At 71.2% G+C, this 14069-nt stretch carries 18 protein-coding genes; 5 read left to right on the plus strand and 13 right to left on the minus strand.

Features of this window, described 5'->3' with window-relative positions:
• The 6 genes from MFF24_RS24780 to ygfZ all read right to left on the minus strand — a co-directional run.
• A partial coding sequence (locus MFF24_RS24780) for a 1-deoxy-D-xylulose-5-phosphate synthase N-terminal domain-containing protein (protein ID WP_283214550.1) occupies nt 1-936 on the minus strand: 936 nt, incomplete at its 3' end.
• An 88-nt stretch (nt 937-1024) separates the two neighbouring features.
• Entirely contained in the window at nt 1025-1288 is a 264-nt protein-coding gene (locus tag MFF24_RS24785; protein WP_108941996.1) for an exodeoxyribonuclease VII small subunit, read from the minus strand.
• A 98-nt stretch (nt 1289-1386) separates the two neighbouring features.
• Entirely contained in the window at nt 1387-1899 is a 513-nt protein-coding gene (locus tag MFF24_RS24790; protein WP_238228685.1) for a tyrosine phosphatase family protein, read from the minus strand.
• Between the two features lie 14 nt (nt 1900-1913).
• Nucleotides 1914-2489 (minus strand): HD domain-containing protein, encoded by a 576-nt coding sequence (locus MFF24_RS24795; protein ID WP_238228713.1) that lies wholly within the window; start codon nt 2487-2489, stop codon nt 1914-1916.
• A gap of 35 nt (nt 2490-2524) precedes the next feature.
• The gene (locus MFF24_RS24800; RefSeq protein WP_238228686.1) at nt 2525-3187 is read right to left on the minus strand and encodes a DNA-3-methyladenine glycosylase I; all 663 of its coding nucleotides are present in this window, start codon (nt 3185-3187) and stop codon (nt 2525-2527) included.
• Nucleotides 3184-4050 (minus strand): CAF17-like 4Fe-4S cluster assembly/insertion protein YgfZ, encoded by an 867-nt coding sequence (gene ygfZ, locus MFF24_RS24805; RefSeq protein WP_238228687.1) that lies wholly within the window; start codon nt 4048-4050, stop codon nt 3184-3186. Before ygfZ ends, MFF24_RS24800 begins: the two co-directional genes overlap by 4 nt.
• Before the next feature lie 100 nt (nt 4051-4150).
• Between ygfZ and MFF24_RS24810 the strand changes: the two genes are divergently transcribed.
• Nucleotides 4151-5506, plus strand: a complete 1356-nt coding sequence (locus tag MFF24_RS24810; protein ID WP_238228688.1) for a dihydroorotase — start codon at nt 4151-4153, stop codon at nt 5504-5506.
• Between the two features lie 286 nt (nt 5507-5792).
• Here the strand turns inward: MFF24_RS24810 and MFF24_RS24815 are convergent, their stop codons facing one another.
• The 5 genes from MFF24_RS24815 to MFF24_RS24835 all read right to left on the minus strand — a co-directional run bounded on the left by MFF24_RS24815 (nt 5793) and on the right by MFF24_RS24835 (nt 9161).
• Nucleotides 5793-6047 carry a hypothetical protein gene (locus MFF24_RS24815; protein ID WP_108941991.1) on the minus strand — a complete coding sequence of 85 codons (255 nt, stop codon included), beginning with the start codon at nt 6045-6047 and terminating at the stop codon, nt 5793-5795.
• A gap of 172 nt (nt 6048-6219) precedes the next feature.
• On the minus strand, nt 6220-6666 hold the full coding sequence (locus tag MFF24_RS24820; protein ID WP_238228689.1) for a TIGR02301 family protein: 447 nt from the start codon (nt 6664-6666) through the stop codon (nt 6220-6222).
• A 131-nt stretch (nt 6667-6797) separates the two neighbouring features.
• Nucleotides 6798-7259 carry an NUDIX hydrolase gene (locus MFF24_RS24825; protein ID WP_238228690.1) on the minus strand — a complete coding sequence of 154 codons (462 nt, stop codon included), beginning with the start codon at nt 7257-7259 and terminating at the stop codon, nt 6798-6800.
• 23 nt (nt 7260-7282) lie between these two features.
• Complete coding sequence (locus MFF24_RS24830) at nt 7283-8446, minus strand: hypothetical protein (protein ID WP_238228691.1); 1164 nt, start codon at nt 8444-8446, stop codon at nt 7283-7285.
• A complete protein-coding gene (locus tag MFF24_RS24835) occupies nt 8439-9161 on the minus strand; it encodes an SDR family NAD(P)-dependent oxidoreductase (protein ID WP_108941987.1) in 723 nt (240 codons plus the stop codon). The genes MFF24_RS24830 and MFF24_RS24835 overlap by 8 nt, the downstream gene beginning before the upstream one ends.
• A 298-nt stretch (nt 9162-9459) precedes the next feature.
• Here MFF24_RS24835 and MFF24_RS24840 point away from each other — a divergent pair, with 298 nt between their 5' ends.
• Nucleotides 9460-9843, plus strand: a complete 384-nt coding sequence (locus tag MFF24_RS24840) for a response regulator (RefSeq protein WP_108941986.1) — start codon at nt 9460-9462, stop codon at nt 9841-9843.
• A 34-nt stretch (nt 9844-9877) separates the two neighbouring features.
• On the opposite strand, the gene pdxH is transcribed toward MFF24_RS24840, so the two are convergent.
• Nucleotides 9878-10522: a pyridoxamine 5'-phosphate oxidase gene (gene pdxH, locus MFF24_RS24845; RefSeq protein WP_108941985.1), complete on the minus strand. Its 645-nt coding sequence runs from the start codon at nt 10520-10522 to the stop codon at nt 9878-9880.
• An 87-nt stretch (nt 10523-10609) separates the two neighbouring features.
• Here pdxH and MFF24_RS24850 point away from each other — a divergent pair, with 87 nt between their 5' ends.
• The 3 genes from MFF24_RS24850 to fabI all read left to right on the plus strand — a co-directional run bounded on the left by MFF24_RS24850 (nt 10610) and on the right by fabI (nt 13374).
• Nucleotides 10610-11146 (plus strand): RT0821/Lpp0805 family surface protein, encoded by a 537-nt coding sequence (locus MFF24_RS24850; RefSeq protein WP_133089645.1) that lies wholly within the window; start codon nt 10610-10612, stop codon nt 11144-11146.
• Nucleotides 11147-11299: 153 nt separating this feature from the next.
• Nucleotides 11300-12238, plus strand: a complete 939-nt coding sequence (locus MFF24_RS24855) for a DnaJ C-terminal domain-containing protein (protein ID WP_238228692.1) — start codon at nt 11300-11302, stop codon at nt 12236-12238.
• A gap of 308 nt (nt 12239-12546) precedes the next feature.
• A complete protein-coding gene (fabI, locus tag MFF24_RS24860; protein ID WP_012456504.1) occupies nt 12547-13374 on the plus strand; it encodes an enoyl-ACP reductase FabI in 828 nt (275 codons plus the stop codon).
• 3 nt (nt 13375-13377) lie between these two features.
• Here fabI and MFF24_RS24865 read toward each other — a convergent pair whose 3' ends face one another.
• Nucleotides 13378-14067, minus strand: coding sequence for an MOSC domain-containing protein (locus MFF24_RS24865; protein WP_238228693.1), 690 nt, complete (start codon nt 14065-14067; stop codon nt 13378-13380).
• Between the last annotated feature and the right edge of the window lie 2 nt (nt 14068-14069).

A 14069-nucleotide genomic window follows, 5' to 3' on the forward strand; every position in this document is an offset into this window, starting at 1 on the left:
GCCGTGGTAGCGGTCGGCGCTGGCTTCCGCCGGCGCGTAGCCCTTGCCCTTCTGCGTCACCACGTGGAGCAGGATCGGGCCCTGATCCGAGTCGCGCACGTTCTTCAGGACCGGAAGCAGGTGGTCGAGGTTGTGCCCGTCGACGGGACCCACGTAGTGGAAGCCCATCTCCTCGAACATCGTGCCGCCGCCCACGATCAGCGAGCGGGCATACTCTTCCGCCGCCGCCGCGCGCTGGTAGAGCGCCTTCGGCAAGAGCTTGCCGAGCTGCTTGGCGGTCTCGCGCAAGGAGCGGTAGGTGCCGCCGGAGGCGAGCCGGGCGAGGTAGGCCGACATCGCGCCGACGGGCGGCGCGATCGACATGTCGTTGTCGTTGAGGATGACGATCAGGCGCGAGTGCAGCGCGCCGGCATTGTTCATGGCTTCATACGCCATGCCGGCCGACATCGAGCCATCGCCGATCACCGCGATCATGTTGCGGCGCTTCAGCGCCGGCCCGCCCTTGGCCTTGGCCTCCGCCTCGTCGAGGTCGCGGGCGACCGCCATGCCGAGCGCGGCGGAGATCGAGGTGGAGGAATGCGCCGCGCCGAAGGGGTCGTACTCGCTCTCGGAGCGCTTGGTGAAACCGGACAGGCCGCCGCCCTGGCGGAGCGTGCGGATGCGATCGCGCCGTCCGGTGAGGATCTTGTGCGGGTAGCACTGGTGTCCGACGTCCCAGACGATGCGATCGTCGGGGGTGTCGAACACGTGGTGCAGCGCCACGGTGAGTTCGACCACGCCCAGGCCTGAGCCGAGATGGCCGCCGGTGATCGACACCGCGTCGATCATCTCGGCGCGCACCGCGTCAGCCACCCTCTGCAGCTCGCTCTCCGGCAGAAGCCGGAGACGATCCGGCGTCTCAAGACCCTCTAGGATCGTCGTGTCCGCTAGTGCCACCGGACCAGCCTCATGCCCGAAGTGAGGAACAGCGCGCAAACCCTTGCACGCGATGAGTTTCGTGTGGATCCGAACCGCACCTGACCGCCTACTCGATATCGAGCGGCGCGGTGCCCGCGGCCCGGCCGTCCGGCCCGATCGCAATCTTCTGGATGCGCGCCTCGGCCCGCTTCAGCAGCGTCTCGCAGTGGCGCTTGAGCGCCTCGCCGCGCTCGTAGATCGCCACCGACTCGTCCAGGGGCACGTCGCCGCGCTCCAGGCGGCGCACGATCTCCTCGAGCTGCTCCATGGCCCGCTCGAAGGGCAGATCGTCCAGCGCCGCCGCCGACGCGTCGGGTGTATGATCGTTCATCCGAATTCCCTTTGGCGCGCGTTATGACGGGCGACGTGCGGTCGCACAAGCCCGGGTCGATTGCGTGCGACCGATCTCCGCTCTCCGCACCCGGCCGATCACGCCAGGGGGATCCGGAACGGCGTGCCCTCGAAAGCCTCGGCGCCGCGCCCGATCCCGGCGATCGCCGCGCTCATCCGCCCCTCGCGCCCGAGCAGGCGGTCGGCGATCTCTACGAACAGCCGGTTCGGCGTGGCGCTCGGCGCGAGATGCCGCAACTCCCGCGCGAGGTCCGCCTCGTCCACGGACGGCCGCAGGGCGCAGGCCACCGCATAGGCCGCCGCGGTCGAGCGGCTGATGCCGGCGTAGCAATGGATCACCATCGGCCGCTCGCGCGGCCACGCCGCTACGAAGTCGAGCACGGCCCGCACATGCGCCTCGCCCGGCGGCAGGTGGCCGTCCAACGGCGCGACGATGTCGCTGAAGCCGACCCGGAGATGGTGCTCCGGGCGGATCGGGGCGGGGCGCTCAACCGTGCTGCCCAGCGTCGCCAGCGTGATAAGATGGCTCGCGCCAGAAGCCGCGACGGTCTCGGGCAGGCGCGAAAGGGGGCAGATGTGGAGGGTGGGCATCGTCTTCTTCGGCCTCAGGCGCTGCGCTGGAGCGCCTCGAAGCGGGCGCGATAGCACGCCTCCGCCTCCGCCGTCGGCCATCCGGCGACCAACTGCTCGATGTCGGCGGACAGCGGCTCCGGCAGGACCGGCAGGCGCCCGAAGATCCCGTCGGCCTCGGCCTGCGAAAAGCCGGCGAGCCGGGTCGCCTCGATCGCCGCGGCGATGCGGTCGGCGCGCTTGACCAAGCGCGACAGGGCCGGGGAGGGTGCGCAGAGGCCGAAGCGCTGGCGGATCGCCGCGAGCAGGCGCCGCTCGACGCTGCGATAGGCGTCGCCGATCGCGTTCTTCAGCGGCGAGATGATGTCGCCGATGACGTATTCTGGCGCGTCGTGCAGCAGCAATTCGAGCCGCTCCGGCGTCCCGATCCGCGGATCGAGGCCGCCGCCGATCGCTTCGACCAGCAGGGAGTGCTGCGCCACGGAGAAGACGTGCGGCCCCGCCGTCTGCCCGTTCCAGCGGGCGACGCGGGCGAGCCCGTGGGCGATGTCGGCGATCTCGACATCGAGCGGCGAGGGGTCGAGCAGGTCGAGCCGCCGGCCCGACAGCATCCGCTGCCAGGCGCGCGGCGGCTTCGCGTTGGCTGTCACGGATGGCGGCCCTCGCCAAGATTCTCGCCAAGACTCTTGCCAAGACTCTTGCCAAGAGCCGCGCAGGCGGCGTGGCGGTGGCAGCCGGTGAGGTGGTCGTTGACCATGCCGACCGCCTGCATGAAAGCGTGGACGATGGTCGGCCCGCAGAAGGTGAACCCCTTCGCCTTCAGAGCCTTGCCCATCCGTCTTGAGACGTCGGTTTCGGTGGCGATCTCGGCCCGGCTCGCCGCCTTCGTCTGGATCGGCCGGCCGTCGCAGAAATCCCAGAGGAAGGGCGAGAAGCCCGGCCCCGCCTCCTCGATCGCGAGCCAAGCCCGCGCGCCGTTGATCGCGCCGCGGATCTTGGCGCGGTTGCGGATGATGCCGGTGTCGCCCATCAGCCGTTCGACATCGGCCTCGGTGAAGCGGGCCACCCGCTCCGGCTCGAAGCCGGCGAAGGCTCGGCGGAAGCCCTCGCGGCGGCGCAGGATGGTGATCCACGACAGTCCCGCCTGGAACCCGTCGAGGATCAGTTTTTCGTACAAGGCGCGCGCGTCGTACTCGGGCACGCCCCACTCGGTGTCGTGATAGGCGACGTAGAACGGATCGAGCCCCGGCCACCAGCAGCGCGGGCAACCGTCGGAGTGGAGGATGAGGCCGGAGGCATCCGCGCTCATCCGGCGGCGGCCGTGTCGGAGGGAAAGGCGAAGGTGGCGAAGTCGGGCTTCATCACACCCGCCACCGTGCCGCCCGCCCGCACCGGCTCACCGGCGGCCAGCGCATCGCCGAGACGGTCGAGGCGGATCGTGGCGAGCCCCCGATCGCCCGCCGCACTGCCCGTGGTGCCCAGGCTGCGCGCGCCGGCCGTCACCTCGGTGCCGGGTTCAGGGGCAGGGCCGTCGCGGTAGACGATCGGCAGAATGCGGGTGCGGGCGGTGCCGCGGTGCTGCATCCGCGAGACTACCTCCTGCCCGACATAGCAGCCCTTCTTGAAGTCAACGCCGCCGAGTTGATCCATCAGCGCCTCGTGCGGGAAGGCGTCGCTGAGCGCGAAGTCGCGCCCGCCCTCCGGCACGCCGAGGCCGATGCGGTGGGCGTGGTAATCGGCCTCCGTCGCATCCGCCGAGAAGGCACCCTCGGCAAAGTACAGCCGCTCGCCGAGGGCGGGCAGGCGCCCGTCGCGCACGCGCACGGTTTCGGCCGCGGTCTCGGCCAGGCTCCCGTCCTTTGCCCAGGCCACGGCGACACCGAGCGTCGGGTCGGCGGCAATCGTCACCTTGGCCCGCAGGCGGTAGAGCCCGAGCCGCTTGACGAGGTCGGGCACGCGCTCGGCCGCGACATCGAGGCGGAAGCCGTCCCCGGCGCGCGACACCAGGAAATCGAACTGGATCTTGCCCTGCGGCGTCAGCAGCGCGCCGAGTCGCGCCTCACCCTCGGGCAGAGTCTCGACGTTGCAGGTGAGGATGCCTTGCAGGAAGGGGAGCGCGTCCGGCCCCGACACGGCGACGACGGCACGGTCCGGCAGCAGGGCGATCGGCATGGCATCTCCTTCGGGCGCGGCGGCGTTGCGCGCATGGGACGCCTGACATAAGCCGCGCTGATCCGCGTCTCAATCGCACCCTGCGAACCGGGAGAGCCCGATGGAAGCGCCTTTCGACCTCGTCCTGTCCGGCGGCACGCTGGTGAACCACGACGGCGAGCACCGCGCCGATCTCGGCATCCGGGCGGGGCGCGTGGCCGCCATCGGCGACCTGTCGAGCGCAGCGGCGGCGGAGCGGCGCGATTGCCGCGGCCTGCACCTCCTGCCCGGCGTGATCGACAGCCAAGTGCATTTCCGCGAGCCCGGCCTCGACCACAAGGAGGATCTGGAGACGGGCTCGCGCGCGGCGGTGATGGGCGGCGTCACGGCGGTGTTCGAGATGCCCAACACCAACCCGCAGACCACGAGCGCCGCGGCGCTCGCCGACAAGGTGGCCCGCGCGCACCACCGGATGCATTGCGACTTCGCCTTCTGGGTCGGCGGCACGCACGAGAATGCGGAGGCGGTGGCCGAGTTGGAGCGGCTGCCGGGGGCGGCCGGGATCAAGGTCTTCATCGGCTCCTCCACCGGCTCGCTGCTGGTCGAGGACGATGCCGGCGTGCGCGCGATCCTGAGCCGCATCCGCCGCCGCGCCGCCTTCCATTCCGAGGACGAGCCGATGCTGCGCGCGCGGAAAGACCTGCGCGTATCTGGCGATCCCGCCTCGCACCCGGTCTGGCGCTCGCCCGAGGTCGCGGTGAAGGCGACGCGGCGCCTGATCGCGATCGCGCGGGAGACGGGCGCCCGCATCCACATCCTGCACATCTCAACCATGGACGAGATGCCGATCCTCGCGGATGCGAAAGATGTCGCGAGCGTCGAGGTCACGCCCCACCACCTGACGCTCGACGGAACGGAAGCCTATGCCCGGCTCGGGACGCTAGTGCAGATGAACCCGCCGGTGCGCGACGCCGGGCATCGTGACGGGATCTGGCGCGGACTGTCGCAGGGAATCGTCGACGTGCTCGGCTCCGACCACGCGCCGCACACGCTGGAAGAGAAGGCCAAGCCCTATCCGGATTCCCCCTCGGGCATGACCGGGGTGCAGACGCTGGTGCCGATCATGCTCGACCACGTGAATGCCGGCCGGCTCTCGCTCGCCCGTCTCGTCGATCTGACCAGCGCCGGCCCCAAGCGCCTGTTCGGCATCGCCCGCAAGGGGCGGCTCGCCGTGGGCTACGACGCCGACGTCACCGTGGTCGATCTCAAGCGCCGCGAAACCATCCGCAACGAATGGATCGCCTCAAAATGCGGCTGGACGCCCTATGACGGCGTCACCGTCACCGGCTGGCCGGTGGGCACCGTGGTGCGGGGCACGCCGGTGATGTGGCAGGGCGAGTTGGCCAACCCATCGCGGGGCGAGGCGGTGGTGTTCGAGGAAGCGCTGCCGGAGCAGGCGGAAGCGCGCAGATCCTAACTGTCGCCCGAGCAGCGAAACTTACGATCCGGCTCGAGGCGATCCCGTCGCGAGACCGTTTCCGGTCGATCGTTCGGCTTTGTCTCGCACCGTCATCGCGAGCGTCAGCGAAGCGATCCAGCACCGCGACATTGCAGGATAGGTCGCGCCCTGGATCGCTTCGGCTTCGCCTCGCGATGACGGTGAGGGACCAAACTGATCAGGCGGAGGTTGGATGAGCCGCGCATCCCCCCTACCCCGCAGACGGGGAAAGGGGTTGGCTACGTCCGCTCGCGGAGACGGCCTCTCAGTGCTGCAGCGTCGTGGTGAAGCCGCCGCCGCGGATGCGCTCGGGCAGAGTCTCGGCGTAGCGGGCGGTGGCGTCCTCGCCGTAGGTGGCGACCAGCTCCTGGAAGGCCGCGAACAGGGCGGCCTGGGCCATGCAGTCGCCGTCGATCCCGTCGAGACAGCCTTCCGCGAAGGCCTCCGTCACGAGTCCGAGCGCGAGGCGCTTGCTCTCCGCGTCGACGTCGAAGGCAGCGGTGTCGGTGTCGTGAATCATGGCGGGCGGCTTCGCTTCTCGGCCGGAACGGTGCCGGCAAGACATCGCCACGATACGGCAGCCTTCACGAGCCGGGAAGCAGGGAATTGCGAAGAGGTTAATGCGAAGGGGCAATTGCGAAGGAATTTTGCAACGGCTCCGGGGTGTGGCGCTCCTGCCACAAACGTCGCCCCTACCCTCCGAACCGCCCAGCGATGGCGTGAGAGAGCCGCTCGCCCTCGGCGATGTAGCGGCGGGCGGCCTCACCCGCGGCGGGGGTGCAGATCCGGTAGGTCAGGCTGTAGCCGCGGAAGCCCCGGTTGTAGGCACCGGCCAGCCGGTCGCGGCGGCTCGGGGTGACGCCTTCGCTGTCGAGGATCGCCTTCATCCGTGCCGGCCACTCGGCCGCGTCCGGCTCGGCGCAAAGACTGCGCAGGAAAGCGAGCGCCCCGACGATCTCGGAGAGCCGCATCAGGTCGCGGTCGTAGGGCGCGGGCGGCGGCTCGGCCGGGGGCGGGGGCTCCTTCTCCTTCTCGGGCGGCTTCGGAGCGGATCGGGCCGGGCTCGATCGCTGCTGGGCAAAGGCCTCCGCCGCCGGGGTGAGGGCGAGCAGGGCGGCGACGATCAGGCTGACGGTCAAGCGAGGGCGGGTCGGCCGCGCCGCTTCATCGGAACCGGCTCGCTTGCCGGATCGGCCGCGGGTGTCGTCCCCTCTCCCCGCTGGCGGGGCGAGAGGATGTGCCGGGAGCCGCCAGGAACCGATCGAACCCCTCATTTCAAACCTTCAGCCACCTGACCCACGCGGGAGAACGCCTCGCGCAGGGTGTCGATCAGTCCCGGCGTGGTGGCTAGCCCCGCGATCTCATCGAGATGCGCCCAGCGCACGGCGAGCGCCTCCGGCCCCGGCACCGGTTCGACCGCGCGCCAGAGCGCGGCATGGGGGTGGATCACGTAGTGGTGGCGGATGCGGCCGGCCTCGTCGCGCAGGATGATCTCGGTCGGCGTCAGGCTCGGGCCGACCACCTCGGCGAGCGTGCCGACCTCCTCCTGCAATTCGCGAAGCGCCCCTTCGGCGAGGGATTCACCGGCCTCCAGCAGGCCGCCCGGCAGGGTCCAGACGCCGCGCATCGGTTCGTTGGCACGCGCGGCGAGCAGTACGCGGCCGTCGCGGATCACCGCGATCGACACGCCGATCAGCGGGCGGGCCGGAAACAGCCGCCCGTCGTCCGGCACTCTGTCCTCCTGCCCGTCGCCGCTCACGGAGCCGGCACCGCGACGAGACGGCCGTCGGCGAGGCCGACAAGGATGATTTTGGCGCTTCCGCCAGCCTCGAGCACGGCGATGCCGTGGGCGGCCGGGGCGGGCAGAGGGACGCGCGCCCGCTCCTCCGGCGTGCCGCCCTTGAGCGAGACCAGAGCCAGCGCCCCGCGGCCCGCCACTGGAAGGGCGAGATCGGGCGGCGTACCGGTGCGGGGAACGGCGGCGGCGAGGTCCGCCCCCTCGCCCGCGGCCGGGCCGGCATAGCCCGGCCGCTCGCCCGCGAGGCTGAAAACCCCGTCGGCGAAGCGCCAGAGTTGGAGCACGCCCGCGCCGTCGGGAGAACGGATCGCGGCGATCTGCGGCTGGCCGGCTCCGGTGAAGTCGGCGATGCCGACGAGCGCCAGCGGCGCACCGTCGGCGTCTTTGCCCGCCTGCGGCGGCGTCTGGGCCGCGAGCGTCCAGGCGCCGTCCTTGCCCTTCGCGGCCAGCGCCAAGCCGGAGCCGGTCGCCCCCTGCGCGGTCACGGCGACCACCGCCGGGCGGCCGTCGAGACGGGTGATCCACGGCGCGCGGCCGGCGAAGACCCGGTCCTCCCCCGGCGCCAGGGTCTGCGTCGTCACCGGCACCGCCTTCGGTTCGGCGGTGACGCCGAGCGGCTGACGCTCGCGCAAGGTCAGGACCGTGCCCTGGCCCGGTGCGCCGCCGAGCGCCCGCGTCGGCCCGGTGAGGTAGGCGCTCAAGGGTCCGTCGAGGGCGCGGCGCGAGCCCGGCACGGCGCCGCGCGGCGTCTCGGCGGCGGCGAACCCCTCGATCGCCTCGGCGCCGATCAGCGTGGTGCGCAGACGGTGGCCGTCGAGGCTGAGCACGGCGCCGCCGCCCTCGCCCCAAACCACGACGACGGGGGTCGGCGCGGTGCTCGCGGTCGAGTGGCTCGCCGTGGCCTTCGGGTCGGCGCTGGCGGGGGCACGGGCGAGCGGCAGCAATCCGGAGGTCGCGACCGCGAGCGCCACGTCGCTGCCGGGGCCGCGCATCGCCTTGATCGCGAAGGGCAGCGTGACCGGCTCGACCTGAGACCGACCCTGGGGCCCATCCTCCGCCGCGATAGCGGGGAGGGCGATCAGCGACAGCAGGGCGGCGAGAACCGCCCGGCGGTCAGACATGCTGGCCGCCGTTGATGTGGAGTTCGGCACCGTTCACGTAGGAGGAGGCTTCGATGCAGAGGAAGTAGATCGCCTTGGCGACCTCGTCCGGCGTGCCGAGGCGGCGCTGCGGGATCTGCTCCACCAGCTTGTCGGTTCCGGGCGAGAGGATCGAGGTGTCGATCTCGCCGGGCGAGATCGCGTTGACGCGCACGCCGAGCGGCCCGAAATCCGCGGCCATCTCGCGGGTGAGACCGGCGAGCGCCGCCTTCGAGGTGCCGTAGGCCGCACCCGCGAAGGGATGGACCCGCGAGCCGGCGATCGAGGTGACGTTGACGATCGAGCCGCGCGCGCGTTTCAGCTCGTCGCACAGGCCCCGCGCCAGCAGGATCGGGGCGAAGAAGTTGACCTGGAAGACGCGGGCCCAGTCCTCGTACTCGGTCGTGAGCGCACCGAGCCGCTCGCCCGCCGGCCCTTTGGGCGAGATGCCGGCATTGTTGACCAGGGCGTGCAGCAGGCCGCCCTCGGCGGCGAGCCGCTCGGCCACCTCCCGCACCCCGCGCACCGTATCCGCCGCATCGGCGAGATCGACCTGGAGGTGGTCCTCCGGTCCCATCTCCCAGGGGCAGTTCTCGGGGAAGGGGTGGCGCGAGCAGGTGATGACGCGCCAGCCCGCGGCGGAAAAGCGCTTGACGGTGGCGTGCCCGATGCCGCGGCTGGCGCCGGTGAGCAGCATCACCCGTCGACGGTCGTTGGATGAGGCCAAGGCCGGGGTTCCCTCGCTGCCCGCGCGCACCGCGGTAAGCGGGCTTGAGCGGGTCTTCGCCCCAGGGATAAGCCGCGCCCTGCCGGAAATCCAGGGCGGCGCTGCATTGCGAAAGGCACCGCAGAGGCGGCGGCCCGGAAGCGGGCGGCTCCGCCCGCTCTGCGCGCTTGTTCTGCCGCGGCCTTCATGCAACCCCAGGGCAGGGGTCGTGAGTTCAAGGGAACGGGCGCGTGATCGGACCAGTGGCGGAACAAGGGATGCGACGCGCGTGAGCGAAGCGGAAACGAGGCCGACCGTCCTCGTCGTGGAGGATGATGCCGTGATCCGGCACGCCGCGCTGGAGCTGATCGCCGAGGCGGGATTCGCCGTGCGCGAGGCCCGCAACGGCAACGAGGCGATCCGCATGCTCGACGCCGTTCAGGAGGCGGGCGAGACGGTCTGCGTCGTCGTCACCGACATCGACATGCCGCTTGGCATCGACGGCATCAAGCTCGCCGCCTGCATCGACCGGCGCTGGCCGGACATCGGCATCGTCATCACCTCGGGCAAGGTGCGGCCCGCCCCCGGCGACGTGCCGACCGACGGCCTGTTCATCCGCAAGCCCTACACCGAGGAGGGCCTGATCTCGGCGATCCGCTCGGTGATGCCGTGAAGGCCTCCGACCGTCTTCGGTCGGGGCCTCGACCTCAGGGATAGAGCCGTGCGCGGGCCCAGCCGTCGCCCTCGCGGGTGAAGCGGACGCGGTCGTGCAGGCGGTAGGCACCGTTCTGCCAGAACTCCAGTTGCACCGGGGCGATGCGGAAGCCGAGCCAGTGCTCGGGGCGGGGCACCGGGCCGTTCTCATACTTCTCGGACAGGGCGGCGACCTCGGCCATCAGAGTCGGGCGGTCGAGGAGCGGGCGCGATTGCCGGCTGGCGACGGCGCCGATGCGGCTGTCGCGGTGGCGGCTCTCGAAATAGGCGTCGGCCTCCTCGATCGTCACCCGGGAGACGGGGCCGCGGGCGCGGATCTGCCGGCCCAGGGACTTCCAGTACAGCACCGTCGCCGCCTGCGGGTTGGCCAGCAATTGCTCGCCCTTGGCCGATTCGGCGTTGGTGTAGAAGACGAGCCCGCGCGGATCGTAGCCCTTCAGGAGCACCACCCGCACGTCGGGCAGACCGTCGGAGCCGGCGGTGGCGAGCGCCATGGCGTTGGCATCGACCGGCTCCGCGGCTTCCGCCTCGGCCATCCAGGCGGAAAACAGCGCCCAGGGGTCTGACGACAACGTGAAATCCTGTGGGTGGACCGGATCTCCGCCGGGATCACCCTCTCTTAACCGATCGATGGCCATTTTCGTCCCTGTGGCAGCCGGGTCGGGGGGCACCGACGTCGGGCAGCACACCCGTCGGACCCCGTTTCTGTCTTGAGTTCAGGTGTAATGCGTCTGCGTCCGTGTAAAGCCCTCGCTCGTGCGCGTTTCGCCGAAGGGGCGTCCGGTTCGGCGCGCGAGCCCGCGCCCCGGCATGGTGGCGCGGCCCGGCTCGCGGGCCTGCTGGCGCTCGGCCTCGTGATCTCCTGCGGCGGCTGCAGCGGGCCGATCCTGTCGTTCAAGGCGGAGGAGCCGCCGGTGGCGCCCGAACCGCTCGTGACGGGCAGCATCCCGAAGCGGCCCGCGAGCTTCGGACGCGACCTCGACGGCGAGGATTGGCGCCGAGCCCACGCCGCGCTCTCCGTCGCCCTCGATCCGCAGGGCAACGGGCGCCCGGTGAAGTGGGAAAACCCCGAGACCGCCATGCGCGGCGCGGTCAACCCGACCGGGCTGCCCTACGTCGCCGGCGACGAGATCTGCCGCGACTTCCTTGCCACCGTGGTCGGCGGCGCCAACAGCCGCTTCGTGCGCGGCACCGGCTGCAAGCCGTCCGGCGGCGAGTGGGAGCTGAAGCGGCTGCGCGCCTCCGGCAACGCCAAGTCCTGAGGCTGTCCGGACGAGGCGCCGCAAGAAACCGGTCGCGGATCGGTGATGGTGGCCCTCGCGGGTGTTGCAGAACCGCAACGAGCTTCCCACGTTGAAGCCAAGCGGCAGAGGCCGTATTCCTGCACGGCTGCGACCCCCCACAAAAGAATCCCGATGCGAAACCCCTACGACGTTCTGGGTGTGCCCAAGGGCGCGGGTGAGGCCGAGATCAAGAAGGCCTTCCGCAAGCTCGCCAAGGCGTACCACCCCGACAGCAACAAGGATCCGAAGGCCGCCGAGCGCTTCGCGGAGGCGAACACCGCCTACGAGATCCTCGGCGACAAGGAGAAGCGCGCGCAGTTCGACCGCGGCGAGATCGACGCCGAGGGCAAGCCGCGGGCGACCGGCTTCGAGGGCTTTTCCGGCTTCGGCGGCGGGCGCGGCGGCTTCGACTTCGAGGGCTTCACCCAGAGGCGCGGCGGTGGCGCCGGGGCCGGGCCCGGCGGGGTCGGCGAGGACTTCATCAGCCACATCTTCGGCGAGGCCTTCCGCGCCGGCGGTGCGGGAGCCGGCGGGTTCTCCCGCGGCGGGCCGACCCGCGGCGAGGATGTCGCGGCCGAACTCAGCGTGACGCTCGAACAGATCGCGGGCGAGGAGAAGATGCGCATCGGCCTGCCCGGCGGGCGCGACGTCGACGTGATGATCCCCAAGGGCGTCGTCGACGGCCAGACCATCCGCCTGCGCGGCCTGGGCGGCGCGGGTGGTCCCCGCGGCGAGCCTGGTGACGCGCTGCTGACCATCCGCGTCCTACCCCATCCGGTGTTCAAGGTGGACGGCGCGGATCTGCGCGCCACCGTCGATCTGCCGCTGGAGGACGCGGTGCTCGGTGGATCCTTGCGCGTGCCGACGCTGACCGGCGCGGTCGAGATGAAGGTGCCGGCGATGACGAGTTCCGGCCGCACCTTCCGCCTGCGCGGCAAGGGCCTACCGAAGAAGGACGGCAGCCGCGGCGACCTCTTCGCCACCACCGCCATTGCCCTGCCGGCCGGCGACGACGCGGCGCTCACCGACTATGCCCGCCGCCGCCGCGAGGCGAAGGCCGGGACGGCTTAACCCGTCGGGCAAGCCTTGCGGCTCGCCGAACGGGTGCGGGCCGAGACGTCGTGGAAGAGCGAGCGTGCCGTATGGCAAGCGCGAAGGCCGCTCGCGGAGCGGCCTCGGCTTTTTGCCGAGGCGTCGAGCGGAGCGAGCGCCCAAGGAGCCGAGGATGTCCGCGGAGGCCGAAACAGAAACACGACGATCGCCCTGAGGCGATCGCGAGCGCCTTCAGGCTTCCCCCTCCGGCCACCCTCCGCTAAGGAAGCCCCCGGCGCAGGGCCGTCCCGTGAGAGACGCCCGCGCGGCCGAAGCGAAGGTGACGCATGTCGGAACAGAAGCCGGGCGGGCTGCTCGCGGGCAAGCGCGGGCTGGTGCTGGGAGTGGCCAACAACCGCTCGATCGCCTGGGGCATCGCCCGAAGCGCCGCCGCGCATGGGGCGGAACTGGCCTTCACCTATCAGGGCGAGGCGCTGAAGAAGCGCGTCGAGCCGCTGGCGCGCGAACTGAACGCGCACGTGGTCGGCCATTGCGACGTCACCGACCCGGCCTCGATCGACTCCGCCTTCGCGGCGACCGCCGAGGTGTTCCCGGAGGGGATCGATTTCGTCGTCCACTGCATCGCCTTCTCCGACAAGGACGAGCTGACGGGGCGCTACCTCGAGACCTCGGAGGCGAACTTCACCAAGTCGCTGCTGATCTCCTGCTACTCGTTCACCGCGGTGGCGCAGCGGGCCGAGAAGATCATGCGCGAGGGCGGCTCGATGCTGACCCTGACCTATTACGGCGCCGAGAAGTGGATGCCCCACTACAACGTGATGGGCGTCGCCAAGGCCGCGCTGGAAGCCTCCGTGCGCTACCTCGCCGCCGATCTCGGCCCGAAGCAGATCCGCGTCAACGCGATCTCGGCCGGGCCGATCAAGACGCTGGCGGCGTCGGGCATCGGCGACTTCCGCTACATCTTGAAGTGGAACGAGTACAACGCGCCGATGCGCCGGACCGTGACTATCGAGGAGGTCGGCGAGACCGCGGCCTACCTGTTCTCCGACATGTCCCGTGGCATGACCGGCGAGATCCTCCACGTCGATGCCGGCTACCACGTCGTCGGCATGAAGAACCCCGACGCGCCGGACATCACCCGCGAGCGGGACTGAGGCTCAGCCCTCTTCACCAAGGCGTCGGCGCCAGTCCTCCACCGCGCCGCTCGCGAGCCTGCGGGCGGCGAGCGAACGCCAGGACTCGGCGAGCGTCGCGAGGCCGGCGATTTCCCGCAGGGCCGCCGCGTCGAGGCGATCGACGTAGAGATGGTGCAGGAGTCGCGACAGCGGCCAGTCCGGGTGCGGGCGCTCGACCAGGTCCAGCGCCTCGCCGGCCGCCACGAACCCTTCCTCGATCACGCGATAGTACCAGCCGGTGCGCCCGCTCGCCTGCACCCGCCGCGCCATATCCGGCACGCCGAAGCGCAGGTTCAGCTTGAAGCAGGGCTGGCGCGCCTGCGAGACCTGAAGCAGGGCGCTGCCCACCCGCCACAGGTCGCAGACGCAGACATCATGCTCGGTGAGGCCATGGGTCGAAATATTTTCGCCGAAGGCACCGGGCCGCTCCAGCAGATCGGGCAGGCCCGGCAGCTCCGCGCGCCACGCGGCCGCGTGGTCGAGGGCGTAGTGGTGGACGGCCTTATCCAGGCCGCCATGGAAGCGACGGTCGGCCTGCGCGTCGCCTGAGAGACCGAGCGGCCCCACCGCGACGGGTCCTTCCACGGAAGTCTTGGCGATGGCGCTCGTCGCTTTGCCGCCCCCGAGCGGCGCGACGCGCCCGGTCAGAACGGCCCCGATCACGATCCGCATCG

It is taken from the genome of Methylorubrum aminovorans (assembly GCF_022179725.1).
GTDB classification, from domain to species: domain Bacteria; phylum Pseudomonadota; class Alphaproteobacteria; order Rhizobiales; family Beijerinckiaceae; genus Methylobacterium; species Methylobacterium aminovorans.

What these genes read in the sequence shown, in the direction of transcription:
- MFF24_RS24785 (WP_108941996.1), bottom strand. Translation starts at nt 1,288, where the DNA reads ATGAACGATCATACACCCGACGCGTCGGCGGCGGCGCTGGACGATCTG.
- MFF24_RS24790 (WP_238228685.1), bottom strand. Translation starts at nt 1,899, where the DNA reads ATGCCCACCCTCCACATCTGCCCCCTTTCGCGCCTGCCCGAGACCGTC.
- MFF24_RS24795 (WP_238228713.1), bottom strand. Translation starts at nt 2,489, where the DNA reads ATGCTGTCGGGCCGGCGGCTCGACCTGCTCGACCCCTCGCCGCTCGAT.
- MFF24_RS24800 (WP_238228686.1), bottom strand. Translation starts at nt 3,187, where the DNA reads ATGAGCGCGGATGCCTCCGGCCTCATCCTCCACTCCGACGGTTGCCCG.
- ygfZ (WP_238228687.1), bottom strand. Translation starts at nt 4,050, where the DNA reads ATGCCGATCGCCCTGCTGCCGGACCGTGCCGTCGTCGCCGTGTCGGGG.
- MFF24_RS24810 (WP_238228688.1), top strand. Translation starts at nt 4,151, where the DNA reads ATGGAAGCGCCTTTCGACCTCGTCCTGTCCGGCGGCACGCTGGTGAAC.
- MFF24_RS24815 (WP_108941991.1), bottom strand. Translation starts at nt 6,047, where the DNA reads ATGATTCACGACACCGACACCGCTGCCTTCGACGTCGACGCGGAGAGC.
- MFF24_RS24830 (WP_238228691.1), bottom strand. Translation starts at nt 8,446, where the DNA reads ATGTCTGACCGCCGGGCGGTTCTCGCCGCCCTGCTGTCGCTGATCGCC.
- MFF24_RS24835 (WP_108941987.1), bottom strand. Translation starts at nt 9,161, where the DNA reads ATGCTGCTCACCGGCGCCAGCCGCGGCATCGGGCACGCCACCGTCAAG.
- pdxH (WP_108941985.1), bottom strand. Translation starts at nt 10,522, where the DNA reads ATGGCCATCGATCGGTTAAGAGAGGGTGATCCCGGCGGAGATCCGGTC.
- MFF24_RS24850 (WP_133089645.1), top strand. Translation starts at nt 10,610, where the DNA reads ATGCGTCTGCGTCCGTGTAAAGCCCTCGCTCGTGCGCGTTTCGCCGAA.
- MFF24_RS24855 (WP_238228692.1), top strand. Translation starts at nt 11,300, where the DNA reads ATGCGAAACCCCTACGACGTTCTGGGTGTGCCCAAGGGCGCGGGTGAG.
- fabI (WP_012456504.1), top strand. Translation starts at nt 12,547, where the DNA reads ATGTCGGAACAGAAGCCGGGCGGGCTGCTCGCGGGCAAGCGCGGGCTG.
- MFF24_RS24865 (WP_238228693.1), bottom strand. Translation starts at nt 14,067, where the DNA reads ATGCGGATCGTGATCGGGGCCGTTCTGACCGGGCGCGTCGCGCCGCTC.